Here is a 15,779-nt window from a genome sequence, read left to right as displayed (position 1 = left end):
TCGTGACAGAGCGCCACGTGCTCATCACCGGCGCCGGCATGGTCGGCACCTCGACCGCCCGCGAACTGCTGGCCGACGGCTGGCGGGTGACGCTGCTCGACCGCAGCATGCCGCGCGACTACGTTCGCGACGTGCTGGGAGCAGAGGCCGTCGCCGAGGGCGGGCCGGTGCGGCTGATCGAAGCCGACCTCACCGACCGGGCCGGCCGCGAGGCCGCGCTCGACGGAGTGCGGGTGGATGCCGTGGTGCACACCGCGGCACTCATCGCGGCACGAGCCCAGCGCGACCTGCTCGAGACCATCTCGGTCAACGTGGAGGTGCCTGCGTGGCTGGCGGGCTGGGCGGTGGCGGCCGGCGCGACCCGGTTCGTGCCGATCAGCAGCTGGAGCGTGTTCTCGGAGGAGCAGCCCGGGCCCATCACCGAGGATTCACCCCTGATGACCCACTTCACCTCTTACTACATCGCCTCCAAGCTCGCCTCGGAGCACCTGCTGAGCGCCTATGCCGCGTCGAGCGGGCTGGAGGTGGCGGCCATCCGCCCCACCGTGGTCTACGGCTACGGCCCGAACCTCGGCGGCGGCGTCGGCAGCGCGGCGATCGAGGCGCAGGTGCTGCGCGGCGTGCGGGGCGAGAGCATCGAGTTGCCGGCCAACATCATCTCCACCACCGAACTGGTGTACGCGGGGGATGTGGGGCGGGCGGTCGCGGCGGCCGTCACCGTGCCGATGGAGGACACCTTCACCTGGTTCACGATCGGCTCGCAGGAGACGACCACGATCGAGGAGCTCGCGGAGACCTTGCGTGACGTCTTCCCGGGCGTCGAGGTGGTGGTGGGGTCCGGCACGGAGTCGTCGGTGGTGCCGCCGAAGCAGAGTGTGCCGACCGATCTGGCGGCGACGCTGCGGACTCTCGGCATTCCGCAGCCGCTGCGGCGCCGGGACGGATTCGAGCGCTTCGCCGACGAGCTCCGCCGGGCCGACGCGTTGGCCGGGGGTGTGCGATGAGCGGCCGGGGCGCGCGTTTCGTCGAGACGGTCATCGCCGGTGTCGGCTTCAGTGGGCTGTCGGCCGCGCACGAACTGATCGAGCACGGCCGCCACGACTTCGTGCTGCTCGAGAAGGAGCGTGAGGCGGGCGGGGTGTGGCGCGACAACGTGTACCCGAACGCGGCCTGCGACGTTCCCGCCCACCTCTACAGCCTGTCGTTCGCGCAGAGCCCTGAATGGTCGAGCAATTACGCGTTGCAGGCCGAGATCCTCGCCTACAACAACCGGGTGATCGACGACCTCGGCATCCGCGACCGCATCCTGTTCGGCACGGCCCTGACGCGGGCCGCGTGGAACGAGGAGACCGGGCGATGGCGGCTCGACCTGTCGACGGGGGAGAGCCTGGAGTGCCGCTTCCTGGTGTCGGCGCTCGGCACGTTGAACCAGCCGCTCATCCCCGATCTGCCCGGCATGGCGGAGTTCGGCGGCCGCGTCGTGCACACCGCCGAGTGGCCGGCCGATCTCGATCTGGCGGGCAAACGCGTCGCCGTGATCGGTGCCGGCGCGAGCGCCATCCAGGTGGTGCCGCACGCGGTCGACGTGGCGGAGTCGGTGCTGGTCTCGATCCGCACCGCCCCGCACGTGATGCCGAAGCCGGAGGAGCTCTACGACGAGGCGGCGAAGCAGCGCTTCCGGGAGCATCCGGAAGAGCTTCTGGCGCTGCGCAAGGAGCAGTACGACTTCTGGAACCACTCCACGCACGCGCAGGCGGTGATGGACGAGGAGTTCCTCTCGAACGCGGAGCGCGTGTGGAAGGAGCACATGGAGTCGGCCATCGCCGATCCGGAGCTGCGTCGCATCCTCACCCCGGACTCGCGATTCGGCTGCCGCCGGCCGGTCGTGTCGAACGCCTTCTATCCCGCCCTGGCCTCGCCGAAGACCACGGTGTACGACACCGCCATCACGCGCTTCACGAGCGACGGCGTGGTCTCCGAGCGCGGCCAGGAGTGGCAGGCCGACGTGGTGGTGCTCGCCACGGGATTCCGGGCCACCGAGATGCTCTCGCACGTCGAGTTCGTGGGCGCCGGCGGCTGGACCCTCGCCGAGGAATGGGCGGAGGGCGGCCCGCAGGCCTACAAGGGCACCCTGGTGAAGGGATTCCCCAACCTCTTCCTCATCACCGGGCCGAACACGCAGGCGTCGGGCTCGATCATCGGCGTCATCGAGGCGCAGACCGATTTCGTGGCGCGACTGATGGACGACGCGGATGCGCACGGCGCCGCATCCGTCGTCGTCACCGACCGGGCGCAGGCGGCGTTCGACGAGGAGCTGACGGAGATGATGTCGCGGAGCGTCTGGGAGATCGGCGGCTGCGAGAGCTGGTACCGCGTGGGCGGCAACGGGCGCGTGGTGACCAAGTGGCCGGGCAGCCTCGACGAGTTCGAGCGTGTGCTGGCGCGCATCGACGACGACGACCTCGCCTTCGCGGGTCGTCTCTCGGCGGAGCACCTCGTGGCCTGAGACCAGCCGCGCTCAGGGTCGGGCCCGCACCGAGCCGGCCCGGCTCAGAGGCGCTCGATGATGGTGACGTTCGCCAGCCCGCCGCCCTCGCACATCGCCTGCAGTCCGTACCGGCCGCCGGTGCGCTCGAGCTCGTGCAGCAGCGTCGTCATGAGCCGCGTGCCGGTCGCGCCGATCGGATGCCCGAGCGCGATGCCGCCCCCGTTCGCGTTCACCTTCTCGCGCGGCACGTCGAGCTCCTTCATCCATGCCAGCACCACCGAGGCGAAGGCCTCGTTCACCTCGAACAGGTCGATGTCGTCAACCGTCATGCCCGCCCGCGCGAGCGCGTGACGCGTCGCCTCGATGGGCGCGGTGAGCATCCAGACCGGGTCGTCGCCCCGCACCGAGATGTGGTGGATGCGCGCCCGCGGCGTCAGCCCGTGCTCCCGCACCGCGTCCTCCGACGCCACGAGCACCGCGCTCGCCGCGTCGCTGATCTGCGAGGCGACGGCCGCCGTGATGCGGCCGCCCTCGGTGAGCGTCGGCAGCCCGGCCATCTTCGCCAGCGAGGTGTCGCGTCGCGGTCCCTCGTCGACGCTCAGCGAAGCAGCCTCACCCGAGGTGGTCTCCAGACCGATCACCGGCGCGATCTCCCGCTCGAACCGGCCCGAGTCGATCGCCTCGATCGCCCGCTGGTGGCTCGACAGCGCGAACTCCTCCATCGCTTCCCGGCTGAGCTCCCACTTGTCCGCGATCAGCTCCGCCGCACGGAACTGCGACACCTCCTGGTCGCCGTAGCGCGCGCGCCAGCCGGGCGACTCCGCGAACGGGGTGCTGAACCCGAACTGCTGCCCCACGCTCATCGCCGACGAGATCGGGATGGCCGACATGTTCTGCAGCCCGCCGGCGACCACCAGATCCGCGGTGCCCGAGAGCACCGCCTGCGCGGCGAAGTGCACGGCCTGCTGACTCGACCCGCACTGCCGATCGATCGTCACCCCGGGAACGTGCTCGGGAAATCCGGCCACCAACCATGCCGTACGCGCGACGTTCCCGGCCTGTGAGCCGAGCGTGTCGGTGCAGCCCATGACGACGTCGTCGACCGCACCCGGGTCGATGCCCGAGCGCTCGACGAGGGCCGAGAGGGCGTGCGCGCCGAGGTCGGCGGAGTGGATGCCGGCGAGCGATCCGCCGCGCCGCCCCACGGGGGTGCGCACGGCGTCGACGAGGTAGGCGGTGGTCATCGGATGCTCCAAACGGCGATCGGGGGAGAAACGGGCTCAGGCATGTTGGCTGCTGACCGACACGACCTCGCCGGTCATGTACGAGGAGTAGCCGCTGGCGAGGAAGACCATCACGTTCGCGATCTCCCAGGGCTCGGCCGCGCGCCCGAAGGCCTCGCGGGCGGTCAGTTCGTCGAGCAGTTCGGGCGAGGTCACCTTCTCGAGGAAGGGGTGCATCGCGAGCGAGGGCGACACGGCATTCACCCGGATGCCGTGCGGCGCCAGGTCGATCGCCGCCGAGCGGGTCAGCGCCATCACACCGGCCTTCGCCGCCGCGTAGTGCGCCTGTCCCTCCTGCGCCCGCCAACCGATCACCGAGGCGTTGTTCACGATCACGCCCGCGGTGCCGGCCGCGACCATCCGCCGGCCCGCCGCCCGCACGCAGCGGAACGTGCCGCCGAGCGTCACGTCGAGCACCTTCGACCACTGCTCGTCGGTCATCTCGAGAATGGAGACCGTGCCGCCGAGCCCGGCGTTGTTGATCATCACGTCGAGGCCACCGGATGCTTCGGCGAGGTCGAGCAGGGCCTCCACCTGCGCCTCGTCGGTAACGTCGCACACCTGCGACCGCACCCGGTCGGCCCCGAAGCGTTCGGCGAGCTCCTCCTCGGCCGCGGCCAGTCGCCCGGCGTGGGTGTCGCCGATCACCACCGTCGCGGCACCCTCCTCGAGGCACCGGACGGCGGTCGCCGAGCCGATGCCCGCACCGGCGGCCGCGGTCACCACCACATGCCGGCCGCCCAACAGGTCGTGCGGGGGAAGGTACTCCGGCGGGGCGAGTCGGATTCGGGTCACGGGCGGGCCTCTCTCGGCAGGCCGAGCAGCCGCTCGGCGATCACGTTGCGCTGGATCTCGTCCGAACCGCCGTAGATGGTGTCGGCCCGGCTGAACAGGAACAGGGTCTGCAGCTCATCGAGCTCGTAGGGCGCTTCGCTCACGGTGAGCGCGAGCGGGCCGGCCGCCGCCATGGCGAGCTCACCGAGCGATCGGCGCCACTGCGCCCAGAGCAGTTTGGTGACGGAGGCGTTGTAGCCCTGCTCCCCGCCGAGCGTGCGCAGGGCGTGCAGACGGATCACCTCGAGACCGACCTGCGCCTCGGCGATGCCGTCGCGCACCACCGGGTCGTCGATCGTTCCGGATGCCCGTGCCGCCTCGATCACCGCGTCGAGCTCCCGCCGGAAGGCGATCTGCTGCGCCAGTGTCGACACCCCGCGCTCGTAGCCGAGGGTGGCCATGGCCACCGCCCAGCCGCCGCCGACCTCGCCCACGACGAGGTCGGCGGCCGTCTCGGCGTCGTCGAAGAACACCTCGTTGAACTCCGAGGTGCCGGTGAGCTGGATGATCGGCCGCACCTCCACGCCCGGCTGGTCCATCGGCACGAGCAGGTAGGAGAGGCCGTGGTGCCGAGCGCTGCCTTCTTCGGTGCGCGCCACCACGAAGCACCAGTCGGCCTGCTGGGCGAGCGAGGTCCAGATCTTCTGGCCGTTGATCACCCAGCGCCCGTCGACGAGCCGGGCGCGGGTCGAGACGGCGGCGAGGTCGGAGCCGGCGCCGGGCTCGGAGTAGCCCTGGCACCACAGCTCCTCCACGGCCACGATCTTCGGCAGGAACCGGGCGCGCTGCTCGTCGGTGCCGAGCTCGATCAGCGTGGGCCCGAGCAGCTCCTCGCCCAGATGGTTCACCCGGCCGGGGGCGTTCGCCTTCGCGTACTCCTCGTGGAAGATCACCTGCTGGGCGAGCGACAGCCCGCGCCCGCCGAACTCCACCGGCCAGCCCACGCAGGTCCAGCCGCCGGCGGCGAGGTGCCGGTTCCACTCGAGACGCTCCTCGAAGGCCTCGTGCTCGCGGCCGGGGCCGCCGAGGCCACGCAGAGCGGCGAACCGGCCGGTGAGATTGCTCTCCAGCCAGTCGCGGATCTCCTGCCGCAGCTTGTCGTCGGCCGCTTGTTCCGTCGTCACGTCGTCATTCTCCGGTCCGGCCGTCATTGGCCTTCGGCATCCGTCTCCCGTATGCTAACAGAAACCAAGCAAATGTTTGGTCTGGAGTTCAGAGAGGAGCTCGCATGGCCCCCGACGCCCCTGAATCGACGGATGCGGCGGTCACCGATGAAGAGGTCGTCACCTACGAGGTGCGCGGCCCGGTCGCGTTCGTGCGGCTCAACCGGCCGCAGTACCGCAACGCCCAGAACTCCCGGGTCACCTACGCGCTCGACGCCGCCTTCGTGCGCGCCGTCGACGACGACGCGGTGAAGGTGATCGTGCTCGGTGGCAACGGCGACCATTTCTGCGCGGGCCACGACATCGGCACCCCCGGCCGCGACATCGACCAGAGCTTCGAGCGCAAGGCGGTCATCTGGTGGGACCACGTTCCGGCCGCCGGGGTCGACTCCCGCTTCGCCCGCGAGTCCGAGGTCTATCTCGGCATGTGCCGGCGCTGGCGCGAGATCCCGAAGCCCGTCATCGCGATGGTGCAGGGCGCCTGCATCGCGGGCGGCCTGATGCTGGCGTGGTCGTGCGACTTCATCGTGGCCGCCGACGACGCCTTCTTCAGCGACCCTGTGGTGAGGATGGGCATCCCGGGGGTGGAGTACTTCGCGCATCCGTGGGTCACCAACCCGCGCGCGGCGAAGGAGATGCTGTTCACGGGCGAGCGGATGCCCGCGGCCCGCGCCTACGAACTCGGCATGGTGAACCACGTCGTGCCGCGCGCCGAGCTCGAGGAGCGCACCCTGCAGCTGGCGGAGCGGATCGCCGAGATGCCGCGACTCGGCCTCGCCCTGGCGAAGAAGGCGGTGAATCAGGCCGAAGACCTGCAGGGGCTCCGCGCCGGCATGGACTCGGTGTTCGGCCTGCACCACGCGGCGCACGCGCACAACGCGGAGGTGGGCGGCGACTCGCTCGGTGGCGTGGACGTGCGCCGCATCAAGGACGCGGAGGGCGGCCGATGAACCTCGACCTGACCGAGGCCGAGCAGGCCTTCGCCGCCGAGGCGCGCGCCTGGCTGGCCGAACATGTGCCGGCGGGCCTGCCGTCGATGGACACCGAGGAGGGCTTCCGCGCTCACCGCGAGTGGGAGGCCGAGCTGGCTGCGGGCGGCTGGTCGGTCGTGGCCTGGCCGCAGGAGTTCGGCGGCCGCGACGCGAGCCTGGTGGAGTGGGTGCTGTTCGAGGAGGAGTACTACCGCTCGGGCGCTCCGACCCGGGTGGCGCAGAACGGCATCTCGCTGCTCGCCCCGATCCTGTTCGAGCACGGCACCCCCGAGCAGCAGCGACGCTACCTGCCCGCCATGACCGACGGCTCGCTGATCTGGGCGCAGGCCTGGTCGGAGCCCGGGGCCGGCAGCGATCTGGCGGCCATCCGCTCCACCGCCACCCGCGATGACGCTCGCGGTGGCTGGGTGCTCAACGGGCAGAAGATCTGGAGCTCGCGAGCCGTCTGGGCCGACCGGGGTTTCGGGCTGTTCCGCTCCGACCCCGAGGCGTCGCGGCACCGCGGGCTCACCTACTTCTTGTTCCCGCTGGACGCGCCCGGGCTCACCGTGCGCCCGATCGCCCAGCTCGACGGCGACAGCGGCTTCGCCGAGATCTTCTTCGACGACGTGTTCGTGCCCGACGAGGACGTGCTCGGTGAGCCGGGCGCGGGCTGGCAGGTGGCGATGAGCACGGCCGGCAACGAGCGCGGATTGTCGCTGCGCTCGCCCGGCCGCTTCCTGGCGGCGGCCGACCGGCTCGTGGGGCTGTGGCGGTCGCATCCGGATGCCGAGCCCGCGGCAACCGATGACGTGGTCGACGCCTGGATCGGCGCGGAGGCCTACCGCCTGTTCACCTGGAACACGGTGACCCGGGTTCAGGCGGGTGGCACCGTCGGCGCGGAGGGCAGCGTGAACAAGGTGTTCTGGTCGGAGCTCGACGTGCGCATCCAGCAGGCCGGCCTGCGACTGCTCGGCCCGGCGGCCGAACTGCGCGGACCCGGGGCGACTGACGATGGGCGCTGGGTCGACGACTACCTCTTCGCCCTGGCCGGCCCCATCTACGCGGGCACCAACGAGGTGCAGCGCAACATCATCGCGGAGCGGTTGCTCGGGCTTCCGCGCGGCGCCGACGGACGGAGGTCGTGATGCGGTTCGCACCCACGGAGGAGCAGGAGTCGTTCGCCGAGGCGATCGACGACGTCGCCGGCACGCTCGGCGGCGTGGAGATCGTGCAGGCCGCCGCGCGCGGCGACCGCGGCCCGGCGCGGGAGGTGTGGCGGCAGCTCGGCGAGATGGGCGTGATCGGGCTGCGCGTGCCCGAGGCCGACGGGGGGATCGGCGGGAGCGCCGGCGACCTCGTCGCCGTGCTCGAACGCGTCGGATACCACGGGCTGCCCGGGCCCTGGGCGGAATCGGTGGCGGTGCTGCCGCGCCTCGTCGACGCCGAGGGGCGGTCGGCGCTCGCCGGAGGTGCGGTTGCGACTGTCGCCGTGCCACCGGTCGTTCCGTTCGCGCTGGGCGCGGCGGATGCGCGGCTGCGGTATCTCGTGCGCGACGGCCGGCTGCACGCGGCACAGCCGGTGGCGGAGTCCGACGAACGGGCATCCGTCTCGCCGACGCGCCGGCTGTCATCGCTCGAACCGGCCGACGCGGGGGTCGAGGTCGACCCGGAGGCGGTCGCGGCCGCCTTCGACGAGGGAGCACTCGCGACCGCTGCCCTGCTGGTGGGGGCGGCGGAGCGGATGCTCGAGGACGCCGTCTCGTACGCGCTCGTGCGGGAGCAGTTCGGCCGACCGATCGGGGAGTTCCAGGCGATCAAGCACGCGCTGGCCGACGTGCGGGTGGCGGTGAGCTTCGCCCGCCCCTTGGTGTGGGGCGCCGCCGTGCGCATCGACGGGTCGCCGGCCGAGGGCGAGCGGGACGGGCGGGCCCGCGCGGTCTCGGCCGCGAAGGTCGCTGCGGGCGAGGCGGCGCGCCGGGCCGGGCGCACCGCGCTGCAGGTGCACGGGGCGATCGGTTACACCCAGGAGCACCACCTCGGGCTGTGGCTCACCGAGGCCGAGGCGCTGCGTTCGGCCTGGGGCACCGCCGATCATCACCGCGCCCGGATCGCCGAGGTACTGCGTCGTGAAAGTCGTGAGGGGAGCATCCGCTGATGCGATTCGAGTTGAGCGAGGAGCAGGGCGAGCTGGTCGACATCCTCACCGATCTGCTGCAGGAGCGTTCCGGCAGCCCGGCGGTGCGCCAGGCGATGGAGTCGCCGGCGGGTTACGACGAGGAGCTCTGGCGCACCCTCGCCGAGGAGATCGGGGCGGCGTCGCTGGCGATCCCCGAGGAGTTCGGCGGCGCCGGGTTCACCCGGCTCGAGCAGTCGCTGGTGCTCGAGCGGCTGGGCGCGGCGCTCGCCCCGTCGCCCTACCTCGGGTCGGTGGCGATCGCCGCGGCTGCGGTGCTCGAGACCGGCGACGCGGCCGCCGCGGCGCGGCTGCTGCCCGCCGTCGCGTCGGGCGAGGCGATCGCCGCGCTGGCGTGGGCCGACCCGCACGGGCGGTGGGCGCCGGCGGCGGTCGACGTGCGATACGACGCCGCCGCCGGAACGCTGACGGGCACGGTTCCGCTCGTGCTCGACGGTGCCGCGGCGTCACTGGTGCTCGCGATCGCGCAGACGCCCGACGGGCCGGCACTCTTCGAGGTGACCGACCCGGGCGCGCTCACGCGCATCCGCACCCCCGCGCTCGACCCGACGCTGCGGTTCGCGACGTACCGGTTCGACGCGGTGCCCGCCGCTCCGCTCGGTCTCGGCGCCGACGAGTCGTGGAGCGCGGTGTTCGACCGCGTGCGCGATCGCGCTCTCGTGGCCGTGTGCGCCGAGCAGATCGGGGTGGCCGAGCGCGGCCTCACGATGACGGTCGAGTACGCGAAGCAGCGGGTGCAGTTCGGCCGGCCGATCGGGTCGTTCCAGGCGCTCAAGCACCGCATGGCCGACATGCACGTGCGGCTCGAGACGGCGCGGAGTGCATCGCGCGCCGCCTCCTGGGCGAACGCCGTCGACGACCCGGCGCTGCCCGAGCTCGCGGCGGTCGCGAAGGCGTGGTGCGGCGACGCGCTCGACCTCATCGCCGCCGAGACCGTGCAGCTGCACGGCGGCATCGCCATCACCTGGGAGCACGACGCGCAGCTCGTGTTCAAGCGCGCCCACGCCCTCGGCCAGCTCTTCGGCACCCCCGCCACGCACCGCGCCCGCCTCGCGAGCACCCTCGGGGTCTAGCGACGGCGCGCTACGGGCGCACGGCCGCGTGCTCGCGGTGGGACTCGATCGCCGCCCGGTAGATGGCGTGGGTGAACGCTGCCTCCTCGGGGCGGGCCGCGCCGAAGCGGTCGCCCAGCGCATCCGCCCGCTCGGCCAGGAACACGGCCCACATCTGCAGGATCGAGTCCGAGAACCCCGACTCGAAGTTGGGGCCGGTGACCGTCGGCCACACCGACTGGCTGCCCGCGTCGAGCTCGAACCACCCCTGTTCTTTGCCGACACCGGGCACCTGCTGCACCGAGAACACCTCCACCCGCTCGACGGTGGGCACGTTGTTGACCACGCGGGACACCGTCTTGAGGCTGACCCCGGCTCGCTTGGCGACATCGATCATCGTGGGGCGCTTGGGTGGCTCCGATGACGCGGCCATGTATGGATCTTAGGCGTCGGGTCTGACCACGCGAGCCACCGCGTCGCGCAAGAGGGCACGTCGGGCGTCGTGGTCGCGCTCGGGTTCGTCCGGCGTTGCCGTGTAGACGTTGCTGGCCGGTGACCAGGCCGACCCCATCCCGATCAGCAGGATCATGAGCTCGGCGGGGTCGCCCGCCCGAACATCGAGTTCGGCGAGATCATCGACGTCTTCGGCGGCGGCGAGCGCGTCACCCTCGTCATCGAGGAGACGCTGCAGCGCAAGAGCGACGGAGTGCGCTTCCCGTATGTGCGCACCGCCACGTATCGCATCGAGGGTGGTGTGATCAAGGAGTGCTGGATCATCGACGCCCCACCGCAGGAACTCGCCGCCTACCTGGCAGAGTCTGCCCTCTGACGGCGGGCGCGAGCGCGGGCGCTGCGCAGCGGATGCCCGTCAGCGCTCGTCGGTGAAGGTGACGCGCATCAGCGGTGAGCCGCGCATCCACCGGTCGAGCGGCTCGACCGGCTGGGCGATGTAGGCGCGGTGCCGAGGCTGGTTCAGATCGTCGATGATCGACGTGAAGATGCGGCGTCGGTCGTTGGGATCGAGGACGGGTTCGGCGCGAGCGGCGATGTCGGCTCGCACGTCGTGCTTGAGGTGGAAGGTGAACTCCGGATTGGCGAGCAGGTTGGCGTACCAGTCGCGCGAGGCGGGCTGGGTGGTGAGGTAGATCTCGCCGTCGACCCGGTAGAACCAGATCTCGATCCGGCGACGCCGACCGGTCTTCGCACCCGTCGTCGTGATGTCGATGGTGCGGTCGGCGGCGGGCGACGCCGGCGTGATGGCCAGAGCGTGCTCGATGCGGGCATCCATGGTGGCTCCTTCGGTTGTGGTTCGCGTCAGATCGCGCGGAGGACGCGGATCTTCTCGTCTCGGTGCCGGTTCCCCGCTGGATCGGCCATGAGCAGGATGTCGAAGGCGTGCGGGTAGCCGGGGTGCACGTGCAACTCGGTCGACACCCCGGCGTGCCACAGCCGGCTCGCATAGGCGACGTCGGCATCGCGGAAGATGTCGAGCTCGCCGACCTCGATGTAAGCCGGGGCGACGCCCTCGAGATTCTGCGCCCTCGCGGGCACCGCGGTCGGGGGTACGGAATCACGTGCGGGTGTGTCGCCCAGCACGGCCGCCCAGGCGGTGCGTTCGAACTCGTAGGAGAACATGGCGGCCGCCGCCTCGAGCTGTGGGTCGGGCACGACGCGGTTCTCGAGCATGGGGTAGATCAAGATCTGCCGGGCGAGACGGATGCCCTCGTCGCGGGCCAGCACGGCGAGGGCTGCGGCGATGCCGCCGCCGGCGCTGTCGCCCATCACGGCGATCCGGTTCGGGTCGACGCCGAGGGCGGGGGCGTGGGCGACGAGCCAGCGCAGCGCGGCCAGCGCGTCGGTCGCAGCCGTGCCGGCGGGCGCTTCGGGGGAAAGGCGGTAGTCGACCGAGAGGAACGGCACTCCCGTCCAGCCCACGTAGGTGCGCACGAGCGGGTCGTAGAGGTCGACGCTGCCCGCGATCATGGCGCCGCCGTGCAGGTAGAGCACGGCGGCGCCTGGTGTGCCGACGGGCGGGGTGGGCCGGGTCGGGGCCTCCGCGGTCCACCGCACCCGGATGCGCGCGTGATCGGGCGTCTCGACGATGTCGTCGGTCGCGACGAGACCCGGCACGTCGGGCAGTCCCCTCATCTGGGCCAGGCCGTCATTCAGGATCCGGCGCAGCAGGGCCACGTCGCCGGGCGTGAACGACGCGAACACTGGCGACCCGGTCGGGCCGGCACCCGCGTCGAGAAGGGCGCGGATGCGGTCATCGAGCGGGAGCGGCATGGGCATCCTTTTCGCTCGAAGGGTTCAGTCGGATGGAGTGCGCGCTCATGCGTTCTGCTCCGCCGGCACGACCGGGCCGAGCAGCAGGCCGCCGTCGATCACGAAGTCGGCGCCGGTTACGAACGCGGCCTCGTCGGAGCTCAGGTAGAGCACGATGCGCGAGATCTCCTCCGGCTCGGCGAGGCGCTTCACCGCAAGGGCGTCGGGCGAGAAGGTCTCGCCCACGGGCGGCTCGTTCGGGCCGGCCGGCTCCGTGATGAACGGCGTGCGCACGACTCCCGGATGCACCGCGTTGACGCGGATGCCGTACCGCGCCAACTCGATCGCCGCCGTCCGGCTGAGGCCCCGGACCCCCCACTTGCTGGCGACGTACGGCGCGAGATACGCGATTCCGACATCCGCCGCCATCGACGCGATGTTCACGATCGCGCCGCCGCCGCCCCGCCGCAGTGACGGCACCGCCGCCCGGATGCCGAGGTACTGGCCGGTGAGATTGACGTCGAGGATGCGCTGCCAGGTCGCCAGGTCGCCGTCCTCGATGAGCACGGCCGGGCTGGGGATGCCGGCGTTGTTCACCAGGACGGAGAGGGGCCCGAACCACTCCTCGCCCGCGGCGACGGCCGCCGCCCAGTCGGCTTCGTCGGTGACATCGAGATGCGCGAAGATCGCGCGGTCGCCGAGCTCTGCCGCCAACGCCTCCCCCGCATCGTCGTGGATGTCGCCGACGATGACGTTCGCGCCCTCCGCGATGTAGGCATGTGCGTGCGCCGTGCCCTGGCCGCCCGCGCCCCCGCTGATGAGCACCGTCTTTCCGTCGAATCGTGTCATGGCAGATCCCTTCTCGAATCCGATGAGCCGCTCAAGGTGAGTGACTCGACTCACCACCGTGCCACACGCTGGAAGGTGAGTCAAGTGACTCACCTTTTGTCTCGTAGACTGTGGTCATGGCAGAAACGGGGCTGACCTACCACCAGCGGGTCGCGGGTGAGAAACGGTCGGCGATCATCGCGGCCGCGACCGAGCTCTTCGCGGCGAACGGTTATGACAGCACCTCATTGGCGCGCATCGCTGCGGCGGCCGACGTGTCGACTGCCACGCTGTTCAAGCAGTTCCCCACCAAGGCCGATCTCTTCGAGGCGATCGTCGTCGACTTCTGGGGCGGGAACGCGCTGGCGGGCGATTCGCTCGACCCGACGCATCCGGAGTCCGCGCTCTTGGTCCTCGGGCGACAGTACGCCGACCTGCTGCTGCGACCCGGAATGGCAGGACTGCATCGCATGGTCATCGCCGAGGCGCCGCGCTTTCCGGAGCTCGCCCGCATCCAGTTCGACCTCGGCAAGGAGCCGTTCTTCGAACGCGTGCACGCGTACCTGACGGCTGCCGACGAGCGCGGAGCGCTCCGGGTGCCGAACCCCACGATCGCCGCCACGCAGTTCCTCGGCATGATCTCGAACGTCGTCTTCTGGCCGAAGCTCCTGCTGGTCGAGTGGACCCCGACGCGGCAGCAGATCGACGAGACCATCGAGGGCGCCACGGCCGTGCTGCTCGCGGCCTACCCCGCGCAGGCGGCGTAGCCACTCCCACGGCGCAGACCGATCGCGGGGCGCGGCCTACCTGGGGCCGCCGCGGGTCTCGTGGAGGGGGCGGGAGACGTCGGCGCCCGTGCTCACGCGGGGGCGCCCGGGCTCGGGCGCGGGCAGCGGGGTGGCGGGGCGCAGCGTCGCGATGCTGCGGCGAGCGAGGTCTTGGTAGATGCGGACGCCGTTGCGCTTCCACTCGAGCGTCGTCTCGTCGAGCTCACGCACGACGCGGGCGGGGCTCCCGAGCGCGAGCGTGCGCGGCGGCACCACCGTGCCCGCCGTCACCACCGCACCGGCGCCGACCAGCGCATCCGCCCCGATCTCGGCGCCGTCGAGCACCACCGCCCCGATGCCGATCAGCGCGAACGAGCGCACCACGCAGCCGTGCAGCACGGCCTGGTGCCCCACGTGACTCGACGGCTCGAGTACCGCGTCGGCACCGGGGAAGGCGTGCAGCACGCATCCGTCTTGGATGTTCGAGCCCTCACCCACCAGGATGCGCCCGAAGTCGCCGCGCAGGCTCGCGAACGGCCCCACGTAACAACCCGGCCCCACGATCACGTCGCCGATGAGGCTCGCGCTCTCGTGCACGAACGCGGTCGGGTCGACCACCGGCACCACGCCGTCGATCTCGTACACGCCCATCACGCCACCTGCCCGCCGTCGATCACGAACTCGTGGCCCGTGCAGTAGCTCGACGCGTCGCTCGCCAAGAAGGCCACGAGCCGCGAGACCTCCTCGGGCTGCCCGACCCGCGGGATCGGCACCGTCGTGATGAACCCCACCCCCGCCCGCGTGTCGTCGCTGGCCATGTCGGTGTCGACCGCGCCCGGGCAGATCGTGTTCACCCGCACCCCGAACGGTCCCGCCTCGCGCGCGAACGAGCGCGTCGCCCCGCGCAGGCCCCACTTCGACGCCGAGTACGGCACCCGCTCGGCGTACCCGACTAGCCCGGCCGCCGACGAGATGTTCACGATCGACCCGCCGCCGTGCTCGCGCAGGAGCGGCAGGGCGGCGCGCATCCCGAGGATCGGCCCGAGCAGGTTCACGTCGAGGGTCAGACGGATGCTCGTCACGCTCGCCTCGGCCAGCGCACCGACCGGGCTCACGCCGGCGTTGTTGACCAGCACGTCGAGGCGGCCGAAGCGCTGCCGGGTCGTTGCGATCACCTCGTCCCACGCCTCGGGCGAGCCGACGTCGTGTCCCAGACCGATCGCGTCGTCGCCGAACTCGGCGGCGAGCGCCTCCGCACCCGCGACATCGACGTCGGTCAGCACCAGGCGGGCGCCCAGGTCGTGCAGCAGCCGCGCGTGCGAGCGGCCCTGGCCGCCCCCGGCGCCCGTGATGAGGGCGACGCGGCCGTCGAGACGGAGTGCTTCGACGAAGGCCTCGCCGGGGTGGGTGGTGCCGGATGCGGTCATGACGGTCCTCCGCGGTAAGGTCGGTTGGCGAACAAGCGCTTAGTTGGGAGAGTGACGTGGCTCTGCATCACATCGGCATCACCGTGTCGGACCTCGAACGGGCTGCGGCGTTCTACTCGGCGGTGACGGCGGGGGAGGTGCTCGGCCCGTTCGAGAAGAGCGGGCCCGCCGTCGAGCAGGCCACGGGATACCCCGGCGTGGTCGTGAGGCAGGCGTTCCTGCGCTTCGCGGATGGCGAGACCCTGCTCGAACTGCTGGAGTACCGGGGTGGATCGGGGGTGTCGATCGACCCCGACAACGGGAGCGTGGGCGCGGCGCACGCGGCACTCGTGGTCGACGATGTGGAGCGCGCGCTGGCGCGGGCGGTCGCGGCGGGCGGCACCGCGATCTCGACGCCGCAGACGGCGACCGCGGGCCCGATGGAGGGTAGCCGCTACGTCTACGTCATCGGCCCCGATCGCGTGCGGGTGGAGCTGGTCGAGCCGCCGCGCTGAGGCGGCGCCA

The 15,779-nt window shown here is 71.7% G+C and carries 19 protein-coding genes; 9 read left to right on the top strand and 10 right to left on the bottom strand.

The annotated features are described in order from the left end of the window. The first annotated feature begins 2 nt into the window (after nt 1-2). On the top strand, nt 3-1,004 hold the full coding sequence (locus AC3WLB_RS20730) for an NAD-dependent epimerase/dehydratase family protein (RefSeq protein ID WP_492509273.1): 1,002 nt from the start codon (nt 3-5) through the stop codon (nt 1,002-1,004). Then, nucleotides 1,001-2,506, top strand: a complete 1,506-nt coding sequence (locus AC3WLB_RS20725; protein WP_492509271.1) for a flavin-containing monooxygenase — start codon at nt 1,001-1,003, stop codon at nt 2,504-2,506. The genes AC3WLB_RS20730 and AC3WLB_RS20725 overlap by 4 nt, the downstream gene beginning before the upstream one ends. Nucleotides 2,507-2,550: 44 nt before the next feature. Here the strand turns inward: AC3WLB_RS20725 and AC3WLB_RS20720 are convergent, their stop codons facing one another. The 3 genes from AC3WLB_RS20720 to AC3WLB_RS20710 are packed head-to-tail and all read right to left on the bottom strand — an operon-like array spanning nt 2,551 to nt 5,729. Continuing rightward, on the bottom strand, nt 2,551-3,732 hold the full coding sequence (locus AC3WLB_RS20720) for an acetyl-CoA C-acetyltransferase (protein ID WP_492509269.1): 1,182 nt from the start codon (nt 3,730-3,732) through the stop codon (nt 2,551-2,553). Between the two features lie 36 nt (nt 3,733-3,768). Then, a complete protein-coding gene (locus tag AC3WLB_RS20715) occupies nt 3,769-4,566 on the bottom strand; it encodes an SDR family oxidoreductase (protein WP_492509267.1) in 798 nt (265 codons plus the stop codon). Then, the gene (locus AC3WLB_RS20710) at nt 4,563-5,729 is read right to left on the bottom strand and encodes an acyl-CoA dehydrogenase family protein (protein WP_492509265.1); all 1,167 of its coding nucleotides are present in this window, start codon (nt 5,727-5,729) and stop codon (nt 4,563-4,565) included. The genes AC3WLB_RS20715 and AC3WLB_RS20710 overlap by 4 nt, the downstream gene beginning before the upstream one ends. A gap of 104 nt (nt 5,730-5,833) precedes the next feature. On the opposite strand from AC3WLB_RS20710, the gene AC3WLB_RS20705 reads away from it, so the two are divergent. From AC3WLB_RS20705 to AC3WLB_RS20690, 4 genes are read left to right on the top strand one after another with little or no spacing between them, the layout of a single operon-like run. Then, a complete protein-coding gene (locus AC3WLB_RS20705) occupies nt 5,834-6,718 on the top strand; it encodes an enoyl-CoA hydratase (protein WP_492509263.1) in 885 nt (294 codons plus the stop codon). Beyond that, nucleotides 6,715-7,887 (top strand): acyl-CoA dehydrogenase family protein, encoded by a 1,173-nt coding sequence (locus tag AC3WLB_RS20700; RefSeq protein ID WP_492509261.1) that lies wholly within the window; start codon nt 6,715-6,717, stop codon nt 7,885-7,887. The genes AC3WLB_RS20705 and AC3WLB_RS20700 overlap by 4 nt, the downstream gene beginning before the upstream one ends. Beyond that, entirely contained in the window at nt 7,887-8,897 is a 1,011-nt protein-coding gene (locus tag AC3WLB_RS20695; protein ID WP_492509259.1) for an acyl-CoA dehydrogenase family protein, read from the top strand. The genes AC3WLB_RS20700 and AC3WLB_RS20695 overlap by 1 nt, the downstream gene beginning before the upstream one ends. Continuing rightward, nucleotides 8,897-10,009: an acyl-CoA dehydrogenase family protein gene (locus AC3WLB_RS20690; protein ID WP_492509257.1), complete on the top strand. Its 1,113-nt coding sequence runs from the start codon at nt 8,897-8,899 to the stop codon at nt 10,007-10,009. Before AC3WLB_RS20695 ends, AC3WLB_RS20690 begins: the two co-directional genes overlap by 1 nt. A gap of 10 nt (nt 10,010-10,019) precedes the next feature. On the opposite strand, the gene AC3WLB_RS20685 is transcribed toward AC3WLB_RS20690, so the two are convergent. Together AC3WLB_RS20685 and AC3WLB_RS20680 are read right to left on the bottom strand one after the other, a co-directional pair. Beyond that, a complete protein-coding gene (locus AC3WLB_RS20685; RefSeq protein ID WP_492509255.1) occupies nt 10,020-10,421 on the bottom strand; it encodes a LacI family DNA-binding transcriptional regulator in 402 nt (133 codons plus the stop codon). A 9-nt stretch (nt 10,422-10,430) separates the two neighbouring features. Next, nucleotides 10,431-10,679, bottom strand: a complete 249-nt coding sequence (locus AC3WLB_RS20680; protein WP_492509325.1) for a hypothetical protein — start codon at nt 10,677-10,679, stop codon at nt 10,431-10,433. 15 nt (nt 10,680-10,694) lie between these two features. Between AC3WLB_RS20680 and AC3WLB_RS20675 the strand changes: the two genes are divergently transcribed. Then, the gene (locus tag AC3WLB_RS20675; RefSeq protein ID WP_492509253.1) at nt 10,695-10,817 is read left to right on the top strand and encodes a hypothetical protein; all 123 of its coding nucleotides are present in this window, start codon (nt 10,695-10,697) and stop codon (nt 10,815-10,817) included. 39 nt (nt 10,818-10,856) lie between these two features. Here the strand turns inward: AC3WLB_RS20675 and AC3WLB_RS20670 are convergent, their stop codons facing one another. The 3 genes from AC3WLB_RS20670 to AC3WLB_RS20660 are packed head-to-tail and all read right to left on the bottom strand — an operon-like array spanning nt 10,857 to nt 13,102. Further along, nucleotides 10,857-11,276 (bottom strand): nitroreductase/quinone reductase family protein, encoded by a 420-nt coding sequence (locus tag AC3WLB_RS20670; RefSeq protein ID WP_492509251.1) that lies wholly within the window; start codon nt 11,274-11,276, stop codon nt 10,857-10,859. A gap of 26 nt (nt 11,277-11,302) precedes the next feature. Next, on the bottom strand, nt 11,303-12,274 hold the full coding sequence (locus tag AC3WLB_RS20665; RefSeq protein ID WP_492509249.1) for an alpha/beta hydrolase: 972 nt from the start codon (nt 12,272-12,274) through the stop codon (nt 11,303-11,305). Nucleotides 12,275-12,319: 45 nt separating this feature from the next. Continuing rightward, nucleotides 12,320-13,102, bottom strand: a complete 783-nt coding sequence (locus AC3WLB_RS20660; protein WP_492509247.1) for a glucose 1-dehydrogenase — start codon at nt 13,100-13,102, stop codon at nt 12,320-12,322. 116 nt (nt 13,103-13,218) lie between these two features. Here AC3WLB_RS20660 and AC3WLB_RS20655 point away from each other — a divergent pair, with 116 nt between their 5' ends. Next, complete coding sequence (locus tag AC3WLB_RS20655) at nt 13,219-13,848, top strand: TetR/AcrR family transcriptional regulator (RefSeq protein ID WP_492509245.1); 630 nt, start codon at nt 13,219-13,221, stop codon at nt 13,846-13,848. A gap of 36 nt (nt 13,849-13,884) precedes the next feature. Here AC3WLB_RS20655 and AC3WLB_RS20650 read toward each other — a convergent pair whose 3' ends face one another. Next, nucleotides 13,885-14,499, bottom strand: coding sequence for a gamma carbonic anhydrase family protein (locus AC3WLB_RS20650; RefSeq protein ID WP_492509243.1), 615 nt, complete (start codon nt 14,497-14,499; stop codon nt 13,885-13,887). Continuing rightward, the gene (locus AC3WLB_RS20645) at nt 14,499-15,275 is read right to left on the bottom strand and encodes an SDR family NAD(P)-dependent oxidoreductase (RefSeq protein WP_492509241.1); all 777 of its coding nucleotides are present in this window, start codon (nt 15,273-15,275) and stop codon (nt 14,499-14,501) included. The genes AC3WLB_RS20650 and AC3WLB_RS20645 overlap by 1 nt, the downstream gene beginning before the upstream one ends. 56 nt (nt 15,276-15,331) lie before the next feature. On the opposite strand from AC3WLB_RS20645, the gene AC3WLB_RS20640 reads away from it, so the two are divergent. Next, the gene (locus AC3WLB_RS20640; RefSeq protein ID WP_492509239.1) at nt 15,332-15,769 is read left to right on the top strand and encodes a VOC family protein; all 438 of its coding nucleotides are present in this window, start codon (nt 15,332-15,334) and stop codon (nt 15,767-15,769) included. Nucleotides 15,770-15,779: the final 10 nt, after the last annotated feature.

This window comes from Herbiconiux sp. FW305-C-125, assembly GCF_058783455.1.
This window is presented reverse-complemented; position numbering and strand designations above follow the sequence as displayed.

Bases quoted from the DNA above. Each gene is read 5' to 3' on its own strand.
- AC3WLB_RS20725 (WP_492509271.1), top strand. From the start codon at position 1,001: ATGAGCGGCCGGGGCGCGCGTTTCGTCGAGACGGTCATCGCCGGTGTC.
- AC3WLB_RS20720 (WP_492509269.1), bottom strand. From the start codon at position 3,732: ATGACCACCGCCTACCTCGTCGACGCCGTGCGCACCCCCGTGGGGCGG.
- AC3WLB_RS20705 (WP_492509263.1), top strand. From the start codon at position 5,834: ATGGCCCCCGACGCCCCTGAATCGACGGATGCGGCGGTCACCGATGAA.
- AC3WLB_RS20700 (WP_492509261.1), top strand. From the start codon at position 6,715: ATGAACCTCGACCTGACCGAGGCCGAGCAGGCCTTCGCCGCCGAGGCG.
- AC3WLB_RS20695 (WP_492509259.1), top strand. From the start codon at position 7,887: ATGCGGTTCGCACCCACGGAGGAGCAGGAGTCGTTCGCCGAGGCGATC.
- AC3WLB_RS20690 (WP_492509257.1), top strand. From the start codon at position 8,897: ATGCGATTCGAGTTGAGCGAGGAGCAGGGCGAGCTGGTCGACATCCTC.
- AC3WLB_RS20685 (WP_492509255.1), bottom strand. From the start codon at position 10,421: ATGGCCGCGTCATCGGAGCCACCCAAGCGCCCCACGATGATCGATGTC.
- AC3WLB_RS20670 (WP_492509251.1), bottom strand. From the start codon at position 11,276: ATGGATGCCCGCATCGAGCACGCTCTGGCCATCACGCCGGCGTCGCCC.
- AC3WLB_RS20665 (WP_492509249.1), bottom strand. From the start codon at position 12,274: ATGCCGCTCCCGCTCGATGACCGCATCCGCGCCCTTCTCGACGCGGGT.
- AC3WLB_RS20660 (WP_492509247.1), bottom strand. From the start codon at position 13,102: ATGACACGATTCGACGGAAAGACGGTGCTCATCAGCGGGGGCGCGGGC.
- AC3WLB_RS20655 (WP_492509245.1), top strand. From the start codon at position 13,219: ATGGCAGAAACGGGGCTGACCTACCACCAGCGGGTCGCGGGTGAGAAA.
- AC3WLB_RS20650 (WP_492509243.1), bottom strand. From the start codon at position 14,499: ATGGGCGTGTACGAGATCGACGGCGTGGTGCCGGTGGTCGACCCGACC.
- AC3WLB_RS20645 (WP_492509241.1), bottom strand. From the start codon at position 15,275: ATGACCGCATCCGGCACCACCCACCCCGGCGAGGCCTTCGTCGAAGCA.